The organism is Planctomycetia bacterium, assembly GCA_015200345.1.
GTDB lineage: Bacteria > Planctomycetota > Phycisphaerae > UBA1845 > UTPLA1 > PLA3.
Window position 1 is genome coordinate 701,817 of sequence record CP054187.1, and the last position, 20,379, is coordinate 722,195.

Sequence of the window (20,379 nt, forward strand, 5' to 3'; positions counted from 1 at the left end):
TCCAATGCTCGGTGCCGAGCATGGAAATGATAATTCACGCCGGAGCGAAGTCAAAACAAATGCGGGACCTCACAAGGAGGGTAATCGCCCTATCTCTCGGCGTATTCTCGGTTTGCACGTTTCGTTTGCCGATAATAACGAAGATCGCGCCGCCTCGATGACCGCGCACGCCTGCGCGCCGTCTGCCGCGCGATTCATGATACGGGCTGCTTCCGCGATGATCCTTGCCCTGATTCGATTGGCCCCCCATCGGCTCATCACGTTGCCGGCAATTGCCGGGTTACTCGTCGGCTGCGCAGCGACCAATCAGCGTCTGATGGAGCCGATTCATAAATCGACCGCATCCTGGGAACTCAAACGCGCCGAGGATCACGCTCAACGCGGACGCGACGACAGCGCGGCCGACGCGTTCCAGCGGGCGATCCGCCATGATCCGCGCTGCGCCGCCGCGCATGCCGGTCTGGCGCGCCTTCGCCTGCGACAGGGGGCGTTTGACCTTGCCGCCATGAGTTTCCGATCCGCCGTCAAGTACGATCCGCAACGCTTCGAGTACGCGATGGAACTGGCCGATTGCCTGCGTGCCGGCGCGGCGCAGCACGCCGACCCCCGCGCGCAACTGGCGGACGCCATCCGCGCGTACCAATACGCCGAATCGCTGGATCGCACGAGCTACGAGCCGTTGTTTGGCATCGGTGTTTGCTATCGGCTCCTGGGAGACGTCGATCGCGCACTGGACCATCTCCGCCGCGCAATCGCGCTGAATCCGGCAGCCATCGCGCCGCACATCGAAAAGGCGGCGGCGCACTTCGCGCGGAGCGAGTATCGCAACGCGCTGGCCGAGTATCGCCGTGTGCTGGAGATGGATCCGAACCATGTGGCGGCGCACAACGGCGCCGGGCGCGTGAATGCCGTGCTGGCCCGGGCGCGCGGCCCGCGCGGCGCGCTGGCCCGCGAACGTGCGGTCGCGCACTTTCGCCGATCGCTGGAACTCAAAACCGAGCAGGCCGAAATCCGCAACGCGCTGGCGGAGTTGGAGATGTACCGCTATCCCGGCGTGCAGGTCGTCCGCGAAGATCCGGAAGATTAATCGGCACGCTGGTGGACCGTGCCCGCTTTATGGCTCGCCCGTCACTGCCGAGCCCATCGCCTTCGGGCATTTCTGCGACGCAGACCGAGCAATCCCAGCGCCGTCACCGGTGCCATGCTTCCGCCCATTGTTCCACAGAGGCCGGCACCGCAATCGGCCGCTCCTCCGTCGCCGTTATCGTTGCCGTTGTCATTCCCGTTGTTGTTGTTATTGCCGTTCTCGTTTCCGTTGTTGTTCCCATTGTTGTTGCCGTTGTCCGGCGCGGGATTGTATCGCAATGCTCGCTCATTGAACCGATCGCCGGCATACAGCGCGCCGTTCGGCCCGCATGCAACGCCGCCGACGTCGAACAAGGTGCTCGCGCTGACGCCGCCGGGGTTGTTGGTGTTCCCGGAGAAATCAGCCTGACCGAATACGCGATCGGCCGTGCTGTCGTTCGCCGGATCGGTGAACTCCAGGATTCGATCGTTGATCGAATCGGCGACGTACAGATTGCCGCTCACCGGATCAACCGCCACGCTCACCGGTGTGTTCATCTTGGTCGCGCTGGTTCCGGAGGAGTCTGTCGCAAAATCCGGCTGCCCGTAGACGCGCGTCGCGTTCATGTTGGTCGTGATCGGCGGCACATAGCGCACAACGCGGTTGTTGCCCTGATCCGCCACGTACACGACGCCGTTCTCGTCAACCGTGACGCCTTCCGGGTTGTTCAGCGTGTTCGCCGCGGGCACCGGGTTGGCGTCATTCTGATTCCGCTCCTTGGATGTGAAATTCGGCTGGCCCAGCACGATGTCGGCCGTGGTGTCCGTCGTCGCCGGCGAGTTGTATACCAGCACCCGATGCAAATTCAGGTCGGCGAGATAAAGATTGTCGTTCGGATCGATGCCGACGCCGTCCGGATTGCCGAGGTTGTCGGCCGTCGGATTGACCGCCTGATCCTTCTTGGTGAAGTCGCCGCCTTGTCCGAAGACCTGCACCGCCGGCTCATTCGTCGCCAGGAACGGCGGGTCGTAGCGGAGGATGCGCTTGTTGCCCGAATCGGCGACGTACAGCCGACCGGCGGAATCCACGACCGCGCTGCGCGGACCGGAAAGCGTCAGCTCCGAAGGGTTCGCGTTGCCGCGATTCTCGTCGACGCTCGCGAAGTCCGGCTGGCCCAGCACGATGTCGGCCGCCTGGCCGTTCGTGAACGCCGCGGCATCGGGCCACGACAACACGCGATTGTTGCCCGTATCGCACACCCACAGCCGACCGCTGTTCTGATCCACCGTCAGGCCGCGGACGCCATTGAGCGTCGACGCAGACGGCGTGCCGCCCTGATTGCTCTGATTGCTGGTGAAGTTGTTCTGCCCGAGAACCGCGTCGGCAACGGTGTCTTCCGGCGCGGCGGCGGCGGAACCTGCCCACACGCAGAGGGTCAACGCGGACACACAGAGGGAACCAAACACAGTCCTGAATCGCATGAGAGGAACTCCTTGAAAGCGACGTTGCCGCGAGGTTGTTGTTTGACGCAGCGGCGGGGATGCAACGCTCGCCGGTGCCGGGAATTCAGGGGAAGATACCACGCTCTTTGTAAACCGTCTCCAGCGCTTGCAGCGCCACGACGTAGGCCGCCGTCCGCCAGTCGGTGTGGTGCTTCTTCGCCGTGTCGCGCACGCGGCGATAGGATCCGACAATCTTCTTCTTGAGCTTGCCGTCCACCTCCTCCAGATCCCAGAACTCGCTGCGTTTGTTCTGGAGCCACTCGAAGTAACTCACGATCACGCCGCCGCTGTTGCACAGAATATCCGGAATGATCTGAATCCCACGCTTCTGGAGAATCTCATCCCCGTCCGGATCGGTCGGCCCGTTCGCCCCCTCGGCCACCAGCTTGCAATCCAGCAGCCCGGCCGTCTCGCCGGTGATCTGATTCTCCATCGCGGCCGGAATAAAGATGTCGGTCTTGGTCCGCAGGAAGCCCTCGTGATCGATCACTTCGCCGCGCGCATACCCCCGCACGCCGCCGTTGGATCGCACGTAATCGGCGAGGTCTTCGACATCGAACCCGTTGCTGTTGGCGATCGCGCCGGTGTGGTCCTCCACGGCGACCAGTTTCGATTCGTGCGCCGCGAGCAGCCGCGCCGTCCACGAGCCGACGTTGCCGAAGCCCTGGACCGTGAACGTCGCACGCGAAAGCGGCAGATGATGATCCTTCGCCCATTCCTCAATGATGTAGACGACGCCTTGACCCGTCGCCTTGTCGCGACCCACGCTGCCGCCCGAAACGATCGGCTTGCCGGTGACCACGTGCGTGCAACGCTGACGCTCGTGCGGCGCGACCGTTGACAAATACGTATCGAGAAACCACGCCATGATCTGCGAATTGGTGTTCACATCGGGCGCGGGGATGTCGTACTCCGGACCGACGTTATCGCCCAGCGCATACACAAACCGCCGCGTGATGCGCTCGATTTCCGCCTGGCTGTAGCCCTTCGGGTCAAATGCGATGCCGCCCTTCGCGCCGCCATAGGGCAGATCCGATATCGCCGTCTTCCACGTCATCCACGCCGCCAGCGCTCGAACCTCGTCAATCTCCACCGACGGGTGATATCGCAAGCCGCCCTTGAACGGACCGCGCGCGTTGTTGTGCTGCACGCGATAACCCGTGAACACCTCGATGCTCCCGTTGTCCATGCGAACGGGAAAATGAACGATGATCTCGTTCGTGGACGTGGACAGAATCTTCCGGATATTCGCGTCCAGCTTCATCAAGTCCGCCGCCTTGTTGAACTGCTGGATCACCGTCGCATACAGGCCCGACGCCTTGCGCGCTTGGCCGTTTGTCGGTTTGGCCGGCGCGGCGGCCTGCATGGGTTTGTCTGTCACGCTGGTCCCCGTCTTGACCGTAGTCATCCACGAAACTCCGATGAGCATCCGCTTTCAACCGCCGGTACACCGGACGGCGAACGGAAGCGTAGCATTCTACCAGACTTCCGACCGCCGCAAAAACGCCGTACTTTCCTGGGAAAATCGGGTCAGGCCGACGACCTTCCCCCTTGGACCGCCCCGAACTAAAGCACCCGTACCCACGCCGCCTTCAGATACGCCGATTCGGGGCAGTTCGGCATCACCGGGTGATCCGCTCCCGGGCCGCTCCAATCCAGCCATTGAATCGACCGCTTCGCCGGCCGCGCCGCCCGCTCCACCGTCTCGCGGAACGTCGGCCGATCCACCAGCCCGCTGCAACTGCACGTCAGCAGGATGCCGCCGGGCGCGACGACCTGCATCGACAGGCCGTTCAGGTCGTAGTACTTGCGCAGGGCGTCGTCCAACTCCTCTCGCGAACGGGCCAGTTTCGGCGGATCGCATACAACAACGTCAAACTTTTTCCCATTGGCGATCAACTGACGCAGGTAGATGAACGCGTCGCTGTGGACGAGGTTAACCCGCGCGCTGTTGAGGTTCACGTTCTCCTTCGCGACGGCCAGCGCCGCTTCGTCGAGATCGACGCTCGTCACGTCGCGCGCGCCGCCCAGCACCCTGGCACACAATCCGAATGCCGCCGTGTAGCAGCAGAGGTCCAGCACGTTCGCATCGCGGCACAGCCGGGACAATTTAAGACGATTGTCGCGTTGATCGCAGAAGAACCCCGTCTTGTGCCCGCCTGTCATGTCCACGCGGTAGCGCACCCCGTGCTCGCGGATGATCGCGCTTGACCCGCCGCGCGACTCGCCCGTTGTCGCCGCCAGCGGCTTCAACTCGCCGCCGACCACTTCCACCGCCCGCGGCTCACCGACGCGGAAATCCTCCGCCATTTCCACGCCGCTGTCCGCCCGAAACACCACGCGCCACGATGCTCCCGCTCGACCCGGCCGATCCAGGCTCGCCGGCGCGCCCAGCGCCGCCGACAGCTCCCGCGCCAGCATCTCACGCTGCGCGTACATCCCACGTGAGAAAAACTCAAACACCAGCCAATCGGCATACCGCTCGGCGATCAGCCCGCTCAACCCGTCGCCCTCGGCATGGATCACACGATACGCGTCCGTCACGTCGTCCAGATTCAGCCGACGCCGCAAATCGACCGCTCGCGCAATCGCCCCCCGCCAGAATGCCTCGTCCGCCCGCTCCGCCCCGTACGTCAGCATCCGCAACGCGATCTGCGACCGCGGGTTGTACAACGCCTGGCCGAACAGCATGCCCGACTTGTCGTACACGTGCACGACCTCCCCCGGTCGCGCCCCCTCGTCCGCCGAGCGAATCATTCGCTTGAAAATGAACGGATGCCGCGTCACCGAGCGCAGCAACACCCACGGCCGCAGCATGGTCGCGGGCGACGGGACGACGGTTTTTTTTCGCGCGTCAAAGGAACCGGCCATCTCGTGACGCAGTTTAACACCAAACGACGCTTGCAGCGCTTCGGCGGAGTGCCCCATTCTCGCGAAGCAAAGACAGGGATTGACGGAAGCGAAAAAAGCGGTCCTTCGCGGCAGCGCAGGTTCTGGTGAGCTTGCAGGATGCTCCCTCGCAGAGTAGAACCGGTATCAGAGCTACTCCCCCTTGGGGGAGAGGTCGAGGGTGAGGGGGAAATGTGGTTCAAACGAAATGACTCACCCTCATCCCAACCCTCTCCCTGGAAGGGAGCGAGAGTTTTGAAACAGCTTGTAGTCTCATGGGGGCTCCTTCGTTGGCTGTCCAATCAAGGCAAAAAAAGAACGCACGTAAAGGGAACCGGATGAACACGTCATGGACTCGCGGCGGCGTCGTTTTCTCGATCATTCTGGCATGCGGTGGGACGGGATGTCCGATGACGATGCCGACAACCCCCGGACGCGATCCGCTTCCGCCGACCAGGGCTGCGGGCCTGCCCGAATCCGCCGCGCGGTGGCAGAAAACAAATCTGACTTTCTTCATTGCCAATTTCACCTCCAAGATTTCTCAAGACAAGCAGGTGCAGTTCACGACGGACGCCTTCGGCCGATGGAGCGCGGTGACGCCGCTCAATTTCACGCGGACCATGACGCGAGCCGGGGCCGACTTCATCGTCGGTTACGGCACGGGCGGGCATTGCGAGCTTTATGTTGAAAGCAGCCTGACGTGTTCGATGGACGCCGCGTTCGAGTCGACCACGCTTGGGCATGCATATTTCCCGGAAGGCCCCAATTCCGGGCACTGTCACATGAACGATGCGTTTGACTGGTCGGACGAGCGCTTGCTTTTCAGCACCCTGGTACATGAACTGGGACATGCGATCGGATTGCCCCATCTGCCGGAAAACAACGCGGTCATGTTCGCCAGCGATAACGGGCAAACCGGCAATCTCATGCAGGCCGACATCACGGCCGTGCAACAGCTCTACGGTTCGCGCGATGGAACCGTCAAACCGGCTCCGCGTACGCCACCGCCTGGCAACGACGCGAGCGCGAATCGCACGGCGCCGATTCCGACGCAACTCGATACGGACGGAGACGGGATCGACGACGCGACGGAACTGTACGTCTATGGAACCAATCCCCACATGACGGATTCCGACAACGACGGCGTCGACGATGGAATCGAGTGCGTCAACCGGCTTGACCCGACCAACAGCGATACGGATGGAGACGGCGCCAGCGACGGGGACGAGTTCAACGGGGACGGCAATGCGTTTCTGCCTGACCACGGCCTGTCGGGCGACGTCACGGCATTGGTCGGGAAGTATGCCGGCACGGACAGCGTGGGTTCACCCATCGAGTTCACGATTGCTGCGGACGGCGCTGTGACCGGGAAACTCTCGCTGACGCAATACGGATTCGATGAAGATTATGAGTTGATCGGCGCCGCAGGCAGCAGCGGCATGGTGATCCTGGTTTCTTACGACTATTTCTTCGAATACAAGGGAACCATCGTCGCAGCGGCGGTCAACAATGGAACGTTCAACACGGACCCCGGGGCCAACGGAACATGGACCGCAGCCAAGGTGCCGGGCAAACTCAAGCTGCCGGATATCGGCGCGAAGGCCTTCGACCAGGTCGAAGACGGATTCGGCGGCTACACCCTGAAGCCTCTTCGGCGGCCGGATATCGCGCTGTATGTGCCGGATCGGAATTGAGCATCGGCTCAATTCGCTATGAATCCCGTTGATGGCCTCACGGCCGCACCAGCAGCCCCGGCCCGAGCCGTTCAACAATCGCAATCACCACGGGCGGCAGGAAAATCGCCGGCAACATGTTGGCGACCGGGATGCGCCGAATTTCCAGCAGCATCAGCGCGGTCGCCAGCAGCAGCACGCCGCCGGTCACGTTCATCATCTGCATCGACAGCTCGTTCAGCCCGCCGGCCGTCACGCGGGCCAGCAGCGACAGGCCGCCCTGGAACACCAGCACGGTCACGACGCTCGCGGCCACGCCCGCCCCCAGCGATGCCGCCAGCGCCATCGAGCAGAACCCGTCGAGGAACGCCTTGATGTACAACAGGCTCGGATTGCCCTGCGCGCCGTTGGCGAGGCAGCCCAGCAGCGTCAGCGGGCCGACGCAGAAGATCACGCTGGCCGACAGAAACCCCTCTGCAAAGCGTGCCGCGCTTGTGTCACTTGAACCCTCTGCCGCGACATCCGTGCCCGGACCCGTCGCCACGCTTGGCGTGGTCGACGACCGCGCCGCCGATCCATCGCGCCGGCGATTGAAAAACCGCTCGTGAATCGCGCGGCCCAGCCCTTCGATTCGCTCCTGCAAGCGCAGGGCCGTCCCGAGAATCGACCCGACGATCAGCGAGCCGACCATCACCATGCCCAGCCGCGCGCCGTACGTCGGCACCCCCACACCATACCGCGACACGAGCTGCCCCATTCCCAGCACGGCCGCGTCGATACCCAGCGTCACGGTCACGAGGCCGAGGCAGTCGAGGATGATCCGCTGATAGCGCTCGGGAATCCGCGTTGAGAACGTCAGCCCGATGCCGCTGCCGACGGCAACGGTCACCGCGTTCACGATCGTCCCGCTGGTCGCTTCCCAAATCATGGCGGCAAACGCTAGCTGGCGGCCCGGCGGCGGTCAAATCGGCGCAAGCGGCATGGGGCTGTCGCGTCCGCCAGGACCTACAATGCACCCGCCATGCCCGAGCTTCCTGAAGTCGAAACGATCGTGCGCGATCTCGCCCGGCCCCTGACCGGCGCGACGATTGACCGGTTCGACCTGCGGCGACGCGACATGCTCCGCGCGGGGGAAAATCTACTGCGATCGCTGACCCGTGCACGCATCCTGCGCATCCTGCGTCAGGGCAAGCGGATTGTGATCGAGACGGTGCCCGCCGATTCGACGGACGCGAATCGACCGCTCGGGCCGTGCAGCGCAACGCGAATCGTGATTCACCTCGGCATGAGCGGGCGATTGAGCATGTCGCCGTCAGCCGCGCCGCTGGAGCCGCATACGCATGTGCGCGTGAGCCTGGGCGGACGAGAAGATGAACTGCGTTTTCGCGATCCGCGGCGATTTGGCGGCGTCTGGCTGTTCGGTGCGAAGGATGCGAAAGGCGCCGCGCCGGACGTCGGCGCGCTCGGGCCGGACGCGCTCACGATTTCGACGCCGAACCTAAAGGCGATCCTGCATACGCGCCGCCAGGTCAAAGCCGTGCTGCTCGACCAGCGGCGCATCGCCGGACTGGGCAACATCTATGCCGACGAGGCGCTCTTTCGCGCCGGCATCCACCCGCTCACGCCCGCGTCGCACCTGGACCCCGCGAAGATCGCGGAACTGGCCCGCGCGATTCGCGCCGTGTTGCAAGCAGCGCTAAGATTTGGCGGCACGACGCTGATCGACTATCGCCGGCCAGACGGGCAGGCAGGCTCCTACGCCGCGCACCACCGTGTTTACGGCCGCGAAGGGAAACCTTGCATGCGATGCGGTTCACGGATTGTGCGGATCGTCGCCGCGGGGCGATCGAGCCACGTGTGCCCGAAATGCCAGCCCCTTGTTCGCATGAACCGCCGCGCGGTACGGACTCGCAGTTGATGAGCTGCTCGCCATGCGCCCCGCTCGCGAGGACGTACCGAAGTAGAAGCGGTACGAGCCGTCCTATCAGGTGGCCGGAAAGAAAAAGGGCGTGCCGCCATGCGACACGCCCTTATTGATAAACATCAGGAGGGTTGTAACGGCATCGCCGTCGAGGCCGACCTTACGGCGTTGTCAGATTGCGATCCGTCGGCTTGATGTTCGGCTGCCAGATCGTGCCATCCAAACCGAACACAAAGCGCGTGTCGTAACGCCCGTACATGGCGTGCCCATCGGCAAATCCGGCAGAATAGGAGGAGAACTTGCGATGCCAGCCAAAGGTCGGAGGAGGCGAGTTGGATGAGATCGGTTCACCTTGAGGTCGGGCGCCGTAGGTTCGAGCGTACATGCCCTGCTCCTCCCACATGATGAATCGAGCCGCCCCGCCACCCACGAGGTGCTTGGCGATTCGGCCGGAAGCCGCGGCAAAATCCTCTGCCGTGTTCAAGATGCCGCTCCAATTCTCACCGTAATAGCCCTGCTTCCACCGCGTGTTGAAGGTGTAGCTGTTTCCGTTGGCCTGCCACGAACGATTCTGCTGCTCAAACTCGATATCCGAAGAGTCCGTGCCCACAATGGCTACGTCGTTACTGCGATCACTCGGGCACTGATAGGACTTGATAATGTCGCGGCCACGGTCGTTGGCGTTCATCAGGTCCGCCGTCGCGGTTCGATCCACGAACTTGTTCAGCGGTCGAATCTGCGCAGGATAGACCGATGCGTCCGACACGTCTCCGGGCTGGCCGGCCACCGTCGCGCGGAAGCCGCCGAAGACCCAGGGCGTCACCACGTTGAACGGCGGCGAGGGATTGTGCGTCGGGATTTGGTACCATGGATAACGACGATCATCCGTACTATCGTTATCGTACATGCTCATCGCCTTCAGAATTTCCCGCAGATTGGACAGACACTGCGCTTTGGCGCCTTCATTCTTCGCTTGGTTCAGCGCCGGAAGGATAATAGAGACCAACAGCGCAATGATCGCAATGACCACCAGAAGTTCAATCAGGGTGAACCCACACCGAGGACGAACCTTTCCCGAAATGACTACGGCTTGTGTCATGTGATTTCCTCCACAGAGATCAACCCGTTCAACGCGTACACCGTTATAGAACCGTTCCCTCGCGCCAGCACAGCGACTCGATCATTCGGTTTCGCGACGTTCGCCGATCGAATTTTCGTTCATTAAACAGAAAAAACGGGGACGAGCGGCCCGGGGCCATTCGTCCCCGTTTGAATATCAGGCGAATGAAGCCATTCCCGAACCTCCTTACGGAGTAGTCAGATTGCGATCCGTCGGCTTGATGTTCGGCTGCCAGATCGTGCCATCCAGGCCGTACACATAGCGCGTGTCAAAGAAGCCGTAGTTTGCGTGGCCATCCGCGAAGCCTGCCGAGTAGGAAGCAAACTTGCGGTGCCATCCGAACGACGGCGGCGGGTTCGCGGAAGATCGGGGTTCGCCCTGCGGCTTGGCGCCGTAGGTGCGAGCGTACATGCCCTGCTCGTTCCACATGATGAACCGGGCGGCCCCGCCACCTACGAGGTGCTTGGCGATGCGCGCGGCGGCGGCGGCGAAGTCTTCCGCCGTGTTGATGACGCCGTTCCAGTTCTCGCCGTAGTAGCCCTGCTTCCAGCGGGTGTTGAACGCGTAGCTGCTGCCGTTCACCTGCCAGGACGAAAACGACTGGTCGAACTCCGTGTCCGCCGCGTCGCCACCCGAGCCGACGGTCGCAACGTCGAAGCTGCGATCGCTCGGGCAAATGTAGCCCTTGATGATATCACGGCCGCGGTCATTCGCGTTCATCAGGTCGGCCGTCGCCGTGCGATCCATGAACTTGTTTAAGGGTCGAATCTGGGCGGGGTAAATCTGGCAATCCCAGGTGGCCGACGGGCCGGGATAAACGATCGGCGTCCGGAAGCCGCCGAACGTCCACGGCGTGATGCCGATCCCGCCGCCGGTAATCGGTGGATTGTGATAGGGGAATTGATACCACGGATAACGACGATCGTCGCCATTGTCGCCGTCGTACATCGTGATCGCCTTCAGAATTTCGCGAAGGTTGGCCATGCATTTGGCCTTGGAGCCTTCGTTCTTCGCTGATTGCAGCGCGGGCAGGAGAATCGAAACCATGAGCGCGATGATCGCAATGACGACCAGCAGCTCAATCAATGTAAAACCACCACGAGTTCGCAAGCGCTTGAACATGCGCCATTCCTCCAAGTTTTCAATCCATTGAACCCTCGGCGCGGACGCGCCGGCGGCTCCACCCAAGGGCAGGTCTACCATACCCTCTAACAAATACGATGCGCTATCCTAACAAATGCCGGTTCTAATTCTAAACAGAATTTTCACAGCTTGCCGCCTCTACTCACCCCTTTTCTGGTTTTGTCGAACGAACTTGGCCAATTCGGACTCTTCATCCAAACTGCAAACTGCGACCAAAAAGCCATAATATAATGTAAAATAAGCAGTTATGGCCATCGACGGCCTCTTCTGCTCGCGGTCCTCATATTGCGGTACCCCAGCGCGTCGTCTCGGGGGAATTTACGGCAGCCTTGCAGGAAACCGCCTGCCGCGCGCAAATCAGGTCGGACAAAGGCATCGGCAGAGGTTGTCTCGCCTCGTGCCGCGGGACATGCTTCGTCCCGAGCGACCTTGATACGATGTCCGATTCGACTTGTTCAATGCGTTTCACTTTCGCCTGCATCCGCTGCGGCTGCCTGCTCGAGGCACACGCCGGCATGTGCGGTGAGCAGGCGAGATGCCCGACCTGCGGAGGAGATTTCATCATTCCGCAGGTTGATCCACGCACCGGGATCGCCCTGGGAAGCGCCGCCCCCGCGGACGACGGGCAACTTCCAACGCCCATGCACGCTTACGCCGCGGCAGGTACGCGTGCGCCGAAGATAGAGCGCGACGAGACAGGTGAACCATACATCGTCTGCCCGCGGTGCCAACGGCACATGCCGATCGAAGCGAACCTCTGCACGATCTGCGGCATTCCTTTCACGATCGAGGGCGCCGCCACCGTCACCAAGACGACCTCGCCCCTCCAAATAATCTCGACCTGGGCGCTGACCACAGGAGTGCTTGCCCTCTTGAGTTCCTGCGTTCCCGCACTGGGCTTGCTTTCCATCGGTCTTGGATGCCTTGCCATCCGCCGAGCGCGGCGGCGATCCATTCCGGCTGCCGCAGCCGGCCTCCCGAAGGCGTGGGCGGGAATCATCCTCGGTAGTGTCTCGCTGGCGCTTTTTGCGTTATTCTGGTCGGGCTGGGTGTGGTAACCCATCACGCACTGCTCCAGGAGCCGGCCTTGTTCAGCGAATCAGCCATCGAGATTGATACCGCGACCTGTGGCAACCTCGCCGAATCGCGCCGGCTGGAATGGTTGGCGACGAATGGCTGCGGCGGCTATGCCATGGCCAGCGTCTGTCAGATGCTGACGCGCCGCTACCACGGACTGCTCGTTGCCGCGGTGGAGCCGCCGGTTGAACGGTTTGTGCTGCTGGCAAAACTCGATGCCACCGTCTCGATCGACGGCCTCACGTATGAATTGGCGACCAATGATTACCCCGAGGCCGTCGTGCCGCAGGGATTCAAACTCATGGAATCCTTCACGGCGAGTCCGTTTCCAAAATGGTGCTGGCGAGCGGGTAAAGCATTGATTGAGCAAACGCTGTGCATGGTCGAGGGCGAGGACACGACTTTTATTCGATACCGCCTGGTCGACGGCCCCCCCGCCATCACGCTCACGCTTCGCCCGCTCTGCACCAGCCGACACTTTCATAAACTCGCCCATCTGTCAGAATTGGGCTGGGCCACGGTCGAAGAAGAGCCGGATCGGCTTGTTTTTCACTGGGGCAACGGCCGGCCGGATTGGCAATTGTCCCACAACGGGACGTTCAAATCGCGCGCCGACTGGTATTACCAGTTCGTGCTGGATGAGGAGCGCGCGCGCGGCTACGACTGCACGCAAGACCTCTTCATGCCCGGCACGATCACGGCAACGTTGCGCCGTGGAGATGACACCGGCGTCGTTGTTTGCGCATCCACCCAGGATCGGCCGTGGCGACATGCACCGCGCGCGTTCGAACGCGCCGCCGCCCGGGATGCGGCGATTCAGGCAAACAGCCCGGACGATCCGCTGGCCCGCGCGCTGGCCCGGTCGGCGGCGGATTTCATTGTCGCGCGGGATGGCGATCTCAAGACGGTCATCGCGGGCTATCCGTGGTTCGGCGACTGGGGCCGCGATACGTTCATCTCGCTGCCCGGACTGTGCCTCGTCACCGGTCGCCATGCCGACGCCCGGGGCATTCTCGAAGCCTTCGCCCGATACGTTGATCAGGGCATGATCCCCAATCGCTTTCCCGATTTCGGTGAGCCACCGGCCTACAACACGGCCGACGCGTCGCTCTGGTACATCGCGGCCATCGAGCGGTATCTCTTGTACACCGGCGATTGGTCATTCGTAAAAGACCATTTGTTGCCGGTCATCGGCGCGATTCTCGAAGCGCACGAACGCGGCACGCGCCACGGCATCCGACTCGCGCAGGACGGCCTCCTTGCGGCGGGTGAACCCGGCTACGCGCTGACCTGGATGGACGCCAAGCTGCCCGATCGGGCGGTGACCCCGCGCATCGGCAAACCGGTCGAGATCAACGCGCTTTGGTTCAACGCGCTGGAAGCGGCCGCAGGCCTGTTCGAACGCGCGGGGCAGGCCAATCGCGCCGAATACTGGCGACGGCTGGCAAGCCAAGCGCGCGGTTCGTTTGCGACGCGATTCTGGAACGAGTCAAAGGGATACCTGAACGACGTGGTTGACCTCAACGGCAGCCCCGAGACGTTCGACGACGCGCTGCGGCCGAATCAATTGCTGGCCATCAGCCTGCCGCATCCGATCCTCGATCCGAACCGCTGGGCGGCTGTCGTTGACGTATGCGAAAAACAGTTGTGGACGCCAATGGGAATGCGGACGCTGGCGCCGGGCAGTTCCGGCTATCGGCCGCGGTACGAAGGCGATGTCGTCTCGCGCGACGAAGCCTACCACCAGGGCACCGCGTGGCCGTGGCTGCTGGGGCCGTTTGTTACGGCCTACATGCGAGCAAACGCCAGCCGGCCCGGCGCCGCGACCGATGCGCGCCGATTCCTCTCCGGCCTGGAAAGTCACCTTTCACAAGCCGGCATCGGCAGCATCAGCGAAGTAGCCGACGCCGAACCGCCCCATCGCCCCGGCGGCTGCCCGTGGCAGGCGTGGAGCGTGGCCGAACCGCTGCGGGCGCTGTGTGAGGACATTCTCAAGACGCACCCGCCCAGGACGCCCACCGGCAGCAGCGCCGCCAAGTCGCCGATAACCGTGCCATAAAATCGGCACGATCCCCCGGTTCGGCGCGGCGGGGCTTTCTCACCAGACGTACTTTACGCTGTACCTCACCGTCTTCTCGCCGTTCGCCGGCACCATCACCTCGAAGTGAATCGTTCGCGCGTCGATCTTCTCGAACGGGTCGCTCTTTTCGGTGATCTCCCATTCGCTCCAGCGGTAGAGCGTTTCCTTGATGATGACCTTCTGGGCTTCGGGCTTGTGATTGCGCAATTGAATCTTGAAACTCTCGTGCATCACCTTGCGGTCGGTGTTGATGCGGAAATCCGTCTGCGTCCGCTCGCCGACCACATCGAACGATTGGCCGAGCTTGACCAGCACCTTCTCATCCTTCGGCGTGTGATCGATCAGGTCTTCGCCGATGAACTCCAGCGTGCCGTCGGCGTCGTCCTGCTTGTACACACGCACCTTGCCGCGCGGCAGCGGCATGCCCAGGCGGCTCTTTTCGTCGTTGCGGAATCTCAAATAGACATCGACCTTCTTGTTGCTCTGGTTGCCAAACTGGCGATCCTGCTGTGGCGCCCCGAAATAGCCCCAGTGCGCCGCCTCGGGCAGACCATAATACACCAGCAGCTTCTCGATCGGCACGCCGCGGGCCGACGGGAAGAGCGTGATCTGCTGCGTGCCGTTCTGCGGGATATCCGTCATCCGCGGAAGCGTATACAGGTGATACTCAAAGAACGCCTTCTCCTCGAAGCCGGCTTCCTTCATCGACAAATCCACACTCACGCTCCTGGCCATCGCGTAGCGCATCTGATTCTGCGGCTGCACGCGCTGCACGTCGCCGGCGATCAGCTTGAGCTTCGCGTTCTTGTAGCCCGCGCCCGACACGTTGAGCAGCGAAACCCACGCCGCGAGATCCGCCAGCTTCTCGTTCGCGTCGATCACGAGGTTGTAATCCGCCCGCCACGTCATGCCGCTGGTCTGGTAAGTCGTGCGCACCGTTCGCTTGCCGCCGTTTTGCGAGCGCACCTTCCAGACAAGCGTCGGGCGCGAGATCAACCCGCCGGGCAATTCGCCAAGTTGAATCTGCTGCCCGCGGCCGGAAATCACGCGAAGTCCCGCGGGCGTGTTGAGCAACAGGCCGCCGCCCGCCGTCGAAAGCAGGGTGCCCGTCACGGTCTCTGTCTTATCACCCTGTGCCATGACGACGGCAATCTCGCGGTCGATGTACTTGTCCAGCACCTTGTCGGGGCTGGCCAGATCGAACTCGAAGTTCTGCTCGAGCACCGTCGCCGGATCCTGTGCGGACAGATCGGTGAAGCTCACCGTGGTCGGATCGATGAACTGCGCCACGTCGGTGAAGCGCAGCGCCGCCAGCCCCGCGGCAAGGTCCACCTCGCGCACTTCCTTCACCACGCCAAAGCCCGGCACCTGCGAGGCGAACTGCGCGTCGTACCCCGCGCGCTGCTGGCCGATGAACTGCTGCGGATCGAATCCCGCCGGATCGGCCGACGAGTACACCGTCACCGAGACCCCCGTCGGCACGTCCTCGGTGCCGAAGGCGGGGCGTCCGACGCTGACAAGAACGAGGCACATGATGATTGAGAAAGACGCGGAACGGTACGGTTGCGCGAGTCGATCAAATCGAGTCATGATGGATTCTCCCTGGGGTTCGTGTGCGGCATTGTAGCCGCCCGCACCCTTAGACGCGGCGGGATTGAAAGCGGTTCCCATGAATAAGGCGGTTCCCATGAATCCTGATAAAAAAAGCCCCGATCGCGCGAGCGATCGAGAAAGGAGCTACATCCTTCGATTGCTTGCGCAATCGGCCCTTGGGGATCGACCAGGAACTCACGCCACGCCGCAGGTGAGAAAGATGGGCACGAGCACGCCGGTCTTGCGCTGCTCGATCTCGTGGAACCCGGCGTCCTCAAAGTACTTCCGCATGAGGCTCCAGGGCGCGTGAAACACGCGAGCCTCCGGCGTGCTCTCGCCGCGCGTGATGAACACGTCGAACAACACCCAACCCACGATGTTGTCGCGAAACCCGTCCACGAGCATCAGCCGCCCGCCGGGCCGAAGCACCCGGCGCATCTCCCTGATCGCCGCGGCCTGGTGCGGGTAATGATGAAACGAATTGCTGCACGTCAGCACGTCGAACGACCCGTCCTCGAACGGCAAATGTTCCGCATCCCCGCGCACAAATTGCAGGCGGCTGTCGCCAACGGCCTCGGCCTTCTGTTGCGCCATGCGGCACATCGCCGAGGCGTAGTCCAGCCCGATGAGCCGCCGCGCAGGCAGGTCGCATCCGGCGATCATGGCGATCCACGTTCCGGTGCCACAGCCGATGTCCAGCACGTCGAAGGGGCGCGGGTCGTCGCGCCGCCAGCGCCACAGCTCCTGCATGAACATCCGATAAGAGGGCTGGAACAGCAATCGCTGCACAATGGACCGGTCGTACGAATGCGCCCAGGAATCAAACTGACTTCGCGCGCGATCTTTCACCGCGTGGCGCACGGTCGCTCCGTTGGCGGACTTCGGCGTTTGCGGCGGGGCTTCCGGCGGCGGCATCCGTTCCTCCAGATCGCGTCGCACCGAACCGGTGCTTCGCGCGCATTATGCCGTGCGATCGCGCGGAAGGATAGTCGCCGTCCGCGCGGCGCGATGATGGATTCGCACGAGACCCGATGGAGTTAAAGTCTCCCGTCGGCGCAGACCGATACGACTTTGCGGCTGAAAGCATCCGCCGCACGGAACGACCGAATTACTTCTCGCCGAAGTCCTTCGCACCCGGAGTTCACGGATCATGTCCAAGCGTGAACTGATCGAACGCATCATGCAGATCAATCACACGGCTCGGCGGGAGTTCCTCCTGGGCTTCACCGAGAACGAACTGGCTGATTACCTCCACCAGATCGAATCGCTTGGCGATCATCCGCTCGGCATCATCGAACCGGAGCCGGTCGGCGCCGCCGTCAACGCTTGCTGAATTTATCGAGATTCAGCTCGGCCCGGCGGACCACCTGCGACCGCTCGCCCGTTTCTCCGAACTCGCGCAAGATCGATTCCCACGCGCTCGTCGCCGCGTCCGTACGCCCTCCCATGAGGTGCGCGTCGGCCAGCCACCACAACGCCGTCATCCGCTCGAGGGAGCCGCTCTCGGCCCGACCCAGCGCCGCTTCGCACGCATCGCGAGACCCCGCATAGTCGTACCGTTGTTCCGCCAGCACCCGCGCTCGCCAGATATCGCAGGCCCACCGCTGCGACGCATCGCATTCCACCGACGACGAGGCCAGCGTCAACTGACGCAGGCACGAGTCGACGGTTTCCGCCGGAGCGACCGGCCCGGCCTCCAGCACGCGCAACATCGACGACACCGCGTCGCCGAACATCCGCGCGCCCGACACGCCACCCGGTGCGCCCGCCGGCAGGTTCCACATGGATTCCAACTCCTGCGCCGCGCGAATGGCTGCGTCCAGCTCGCGCCGATCTTCATACAGCAGATAGCAGGACTGCTCGCTGCCCGACCGGCCGGCCGGAACGTAGAGCATTTCCACGGCCGACGCCGCGGCCCTGGCTGACGCGCCGACAACGCGACAGGTGTATTCCCCCCGCGCATCGTCCGCGGCGACGTCAGCGCCGCTTTCAAAATAAAGTTGATAATACGCCCGCTGCGCGCCCAGTCCCTGCGTCCGCGCCAGTTCGCGACGCTGCTGCACCTGCTGCGGCGGCTCGGCGCTGCGCGGATCGGCAAGCGCCGGCAGCGCCGTGCCCGCCGGCGTCGTTGGCTCACGCGGCTGCGGCGCTGGTTCGCTTTGCAGCTGCGGCGAGGGGGGCGTGCTGGGCCGCACGACTCGGCGAGGCTCCTTCCACCAGCTTCGATCCCAGTTCCAGTCCATTCGACCGCAACCGGTCGACGCCGCCAACGCGCACAAGAGAGACCAGCGCGCGGCGTCGCGAGCGGTTCTAAGCGAGATTGCGAAATCGAACCGGTGTGTTTGGCGTAAGCGCTGGATGAACGTAATCAAGAACCGAATCCTCTGGTCGCCAGCGTCCCTTTATCCGTTGGCACAGACCCTGTCAACGAAGGGACTGGTGACCGCTACCCTTAACCGTCAAACGCCGCTCCGAAGGAGCGACGGATCGTCGCGCTGTTATCCAGCACACAGGGAGCCGGCCAATTTGTTCCGATTTTCACAGCTTTCGTGGCGCACGGTGTGTGCAGGCATGTGGAAATGGAGAGATTGTGCGCAAGAAGACACTTAACAGTTTTATAACAATCCAGGAGCGGTCCGATCATATTAAACCTTGGTTTGGCCGAAAGATGCCTCTCGCCTTTTGCCTGAATGCGGGGTAGGATCATGCGAGGTTAGGGGAAACAGGCGACCCATCTAAGGCGTTCGCATTTCAGTCGGTTCGGTAGCTGCTGCGCCTTTTCTCCTGACGACGATCGTCTGCGTCACGAGGAGCGCGGGTCCGCATTCGCGGATTCGCAAGGGGAGGCGGAGATGAACAGTATGACGCGCCGTCCACCGTTCCAGCGGATCCTGGTGGACATGAATACGCAATATGATTTCCTGTTGCCGCGCGGGACACTCCCTGTGAGCAATCGGGCGGACATCATTCCAAACATCCGCAAACTTATGAATTGGGGAAGAATAGAGCAAATCCCCATTCTATCCACGCTCGAATCTCACAGGGAAGGTGAAGTGCTGAAAGGCCTGCCGCCTTATTGCGTCGATAACTCCACCGGTCAGCGCAAGCTACCCTTCACGCTCATGGCCCGTCGGCTGGTTCTCTTCGGCGACAACACCCTCGATGTTCCGCTCGATCCGTTCCGCAAATATCAGCAACTCGTCTTCACCAAGCGCAATCGTGATTTTCTTACCAATCCCAAGGCCGACCGGCTCGTAAACTCCATCCGCACCGGCTACTTCGCCGTCTTCGGCGTCGTAACCGAGCACTGCGTGAAGGCCGCCGCGCTGGGTTTGATGGCCCGCCAGCATCGCGTCGTGGTCGTCACCGATGCCTGCGGGTATTGGAGCATTGACGATCACGAGCTTTCGCTGCGCCAGATCGAAGCCAAGGGTGCGATCCTCGTCACCACCGAGGAACTGATTTCCGGCGCGGCCGAGGAGCGCATCGCCGCCGCCCCGCGTTTGCGGCCCCTCTGTGAGGACGAACCTCCTCTGTACGCAGAACCGGTTGAGGATCGCAACGCCGGGCCGAGGCCTTCGGATCATGCGCCGCTTCGCCTGCCGGTGGTCAAGTCCGGCGTTGCGGCTTACCATGCCGACGGCAATGGTCATTCTGGCGTCGACGGTCAATCCGACAAGATCACAAGGCGCACCAAAGTACCCGGCAAGATCACGGCGGCCCGCTCCATTGCCCGCAAAGCAGCCAAGCTGCCGCGCGATCTTGCCTAGCCGGGTCATCCGTCCTATCTTTCATTCCGGCGGTCGAATCAGCGTTGCCGATCGGCACGCCGTGTGCTGCGACGTGACGTTCGGCTCGCGTTTGTGTATCACCTTAGATCAATGCGGAGGTCGTGCGCGGCCCCGATGAGAGACCATGGCCAAGAAACTCCCCAAACAACTCGCCGTCCTCGATGAGGACCTCTGCACCGGCTGCGACGCCTGCGTCACGGTCTGCCCGGTCGATTGCATCGACAAGATTCGTGATCCACGGCACCCCGGCTACGCGATGGGGGTTTGCACGATTGATTTGCAGGTGTGCATCGGCTGCAAGCTCTGCGCGCAGGTCTGCCCGTGGGACGTCATCACCATGGTGCCGACCGACCAGGTGCTGGCGCAGGAGAAGTTCCGCAATCTGCTGACCGACGAGTTGATCGCGACGGCAAAATAGACGCTTGACCCATTCCGGTGGAGCGCTTTATCCGAGCGGCGCCCGTCAGGGAGCGCCGGGCAGCACCAAGAATCGCCGTACCTTTCCATACGCCATAAGAGTCCCA

General features: G+C 62.7%; 17 protein-coding genes. 8 read left to right on the forward strand and 9 right to left on the reverse strand.

The window, feature by feature from the left end; translation table 11 throughout:
• The first annotated feature begins 217 nt into the window (after nt 1-217).
• A complete protein-coding gene (locus tag HRU71_03105) occupies nt 218-1,087 on the forward strand; it encodes a tetratricopeptide repeat protein (GenBank protein ID QOJ02533.1) in 870 nt (289 codons plus the stop codon).
• A gap of 41 nt (nt 1,088-1,128) precedes the next feature.
• On the opposite strand, the gene HRU71_03110 is transcribed toward HRU71_03105, so the two are convergent.
• The 3 genes from HRU71_03110 to HRU71_03120 form a co-directional block, all read right to left on the reverse strand.
• Nucleotides 1,129-2,547, reverse strand: coding sequence for a hypothetical protein (locus HRU71_03110; protein ID QOJ02534.1), 1,419 nt, complete (start codon nt 2,545-2,547; stop codon nt 1,129-1,131).
• A gap of 85 nt (nt 2,548-2,632) precedes the next feature.
• Nucleotides 2,633-3,934 carry a Glu/Leu/Phe/Val dehydrogenase gene (locus HRU71_03115; protein ID QOJ04905.1) on the reverse strand — a complete coding sequence of 434 codons (1,302 nt, stop codon included), beginning with the start codon at nt 3,932-3,934 and terminating at the stop codon, nt 2,633-2,635.
• A gap of 200 nt (nt 3,935-4,134) precedes the next feature.
• Nucleotides 4,135-5,439, reverse strand: coding sequence for a class I SAM-dependent rRNA methyltransferase (locus HRU71_03120; protein ID QOJ02535.1), 1,305 nt, complete (start codon nt 5,437-5,439; stop codon nt 4,135-4,137).
• A gap of 428 nt (nt 5,440-5,867) precedes the next feature.
• Between HRU71_03120 and HRU71_03125 the strand changes: the two genes are divergently transcribed.
• On the forward strand, nt 5,868-7,151 hold the full coding sequence (locus HRU71_03125) for a matrixin family metalloprotease (protein QOJ02536.1): 1,284 nt from the start codon (nt 5,868-5,870) through the stop codon (nt 7,149-7,151).
• 37 nt (nt 7,152-7,188) lie between these two features.
• Here the strand turns inward: HRU71_03125 and HRU71_03130 are convergent, their stop codons facing one another.
• Nucleotides 7,189-8,058, reverse strand: coding sequence for a DUF554 domain-containing protein (locus HRU71_03130; GenBank protein QOJ02537.1), 870 nt, complete (start codon nt 8,056-8,058; stop codon nt 7,189-7,191).
• A 93-nt stretch (nt 8,059-8,151) separates the two neighbouring features.
• Between HRU71_03130 and mutM the strand changes: the two genes are divergently transcribed.
• The gene (mutM, locus tag HRU71_03135) at nt 8,152-9,048 is read left to right on the forward strand and encodes a bifunctional DNA-formamidopyrimidine glycosylase/DNA-(apurinic or apyrimidinic site) lyase (protein ID QOJ02538.1); all 897 of its coding nucleotides are present in this window, start codon (nt 8,152-8,154) and stop codon (nt 9,046-9,048) included.
• Nucleotides 9,049-9,211: 163 nt separating this feature from the next.
• Here mutM and HRU71_03140 read toward each other — a convergent pair whose 3' ends face one another.
• Together HRU71_03140 and HRU71_03145 are read right to left on the reverse strand one after the other, a co-directional pair.
• Nucleotides 9,212-10,150, reverse strand: a complete 939-nt coding sequence (locus tag HRU71_03140) for a type II secretion system protein (protein ID QOJ02539.1) — start codon at nt 10,148-10,150, stop codon at nt 9,212-9,214.
• A 207-nt stretch (nt 10,151-10,357) separates the two neighbouring features.
• Complete coding sequence (locus HRU71_03145; GenBank protein QOJ02540.1) at nt 10,358-11,293, reverse strand: type II secretion system protein; 936 nt, start codon at nt 11,291-11,293, stop codon at nt 10,358-10,360.
• Between the two features lie 479 nt (nt 11,294-11,772).
• Between HRU71_03145 and HRU71_03150 the strand changes: the two genes are divergently transcribed.
• Nucleotides 11,773-12,372, forward strand: coding sequence for a hypothetical protein (locus HRU71_03150; GenBank protein ID QOJ02541.1), 600 nt, complete (start codon nt 11,773-11,775; stop codon nt 12,370-12,372).
• Between the two features lie 29 nt (nt 12,373-12,401).
• Nucleotides 12,402-14,450, forward strand: a complete 2,049-nt coding sequence (locus tag HRU71_03155) for a glycogen debranching enzyme N-terminal domain-containing protein (protein ID QOJ02542.1) — start codon at nt 12,402-12,404, stop codon at nt 14,448-14,450.
• A 39-nt stretch (nt 14,451-14,489) separates the two neighbouring features.
• Here HRU71_03155 and HRU71_03160 read toward each other — a convergent pair whose 3' ends face one another.
• Both HRU71_03160 and HRU71_03165 read right to left on the reverse strand, forming a co-directional pair.
• Nucleotides 14,490-16,061 carry a DUF4139 domain-containing protein gene (locus tag HRU71_03160; protein ID QOJ02543.1) on the reverse strand — a complete coding sequence of 524 codons (1,572 nt, stop codon included), beginning with the start codon at nt 16,059-16,061 and terminating at the stop codon, nt 14,490-14,492.
• A 198-nt stretch (nt 16,062-16,259) separates the two neighbouring features.
• On the reverse strand, nt 16,260-17,003 hold the full coding sequence (locus HRU71_03165; GenBank protein QOJ02544.1) for a methyltransferase domain-containing protein: 744 nt from the start codon (nt 17,001-17,003) through the stop codon (nt 16,260-16,262).
• 211 nt (nt 17,004-17,214) lie between these two features.
• Between HRU71_03165 and HRU71_03170 the strand changes: the two genes are divergently transcribed.
• Nucleotides 17,215-17,397, forward strand: coding sequence for a hypothetical protein (locus HRU71_03170; GenBank protein ID QOJ02545.1), 183 nt, complete (start codon nt 17,215-17,217; stop codon nt 17,395-17,397).
• Here the strand turns inward: HRU71_03170 and HRU71_03175 are convergent.
• Nucleotides 17,384-18,307, reverse strand: coding sequence for a hypothetical protein (locus HRU71_03175; GenBank protein ID QOJ02546.1), 924 nt, complete (start codon nt 18,305-18,307; stop codon nt 17,384-17,386). The two genes, HRU71_03170 and HRU71_03175, sit on opposite strands and share 14 nt — an antisense overlap.
• Nucleotides 18,308-18,964: 657 nt before the next feature.
• Here HRU71_03175 and HRU71_03180 point away from each other — a divergent pair.
• Entirely contained in the window at nt 18,965-19,834 is an 870-nt protein-coding gene (locus HRU71_03180; protein ID QOJ02547.1) for an isochorismatase family protein, read from the forward strand.
• Nucleotides 19,835-19,979: 145 nt separating this feature from the next.
• Nucleotides 19,980-20,273 carry a 4Fe-4S dicluster domain-containing protein gene (locus tag HRU71_03185; protein QOJ02548.1) on the forward strand — a complete coding sequence of 98 codons (294 nt, stop codon included), beginning with the start codon at nt 19,980-19,982 and terminating at the stop codon, nt 20,271-20,273.
• Nucleotides 20,274-20,379: the final 106 nt, after the last annotated feature.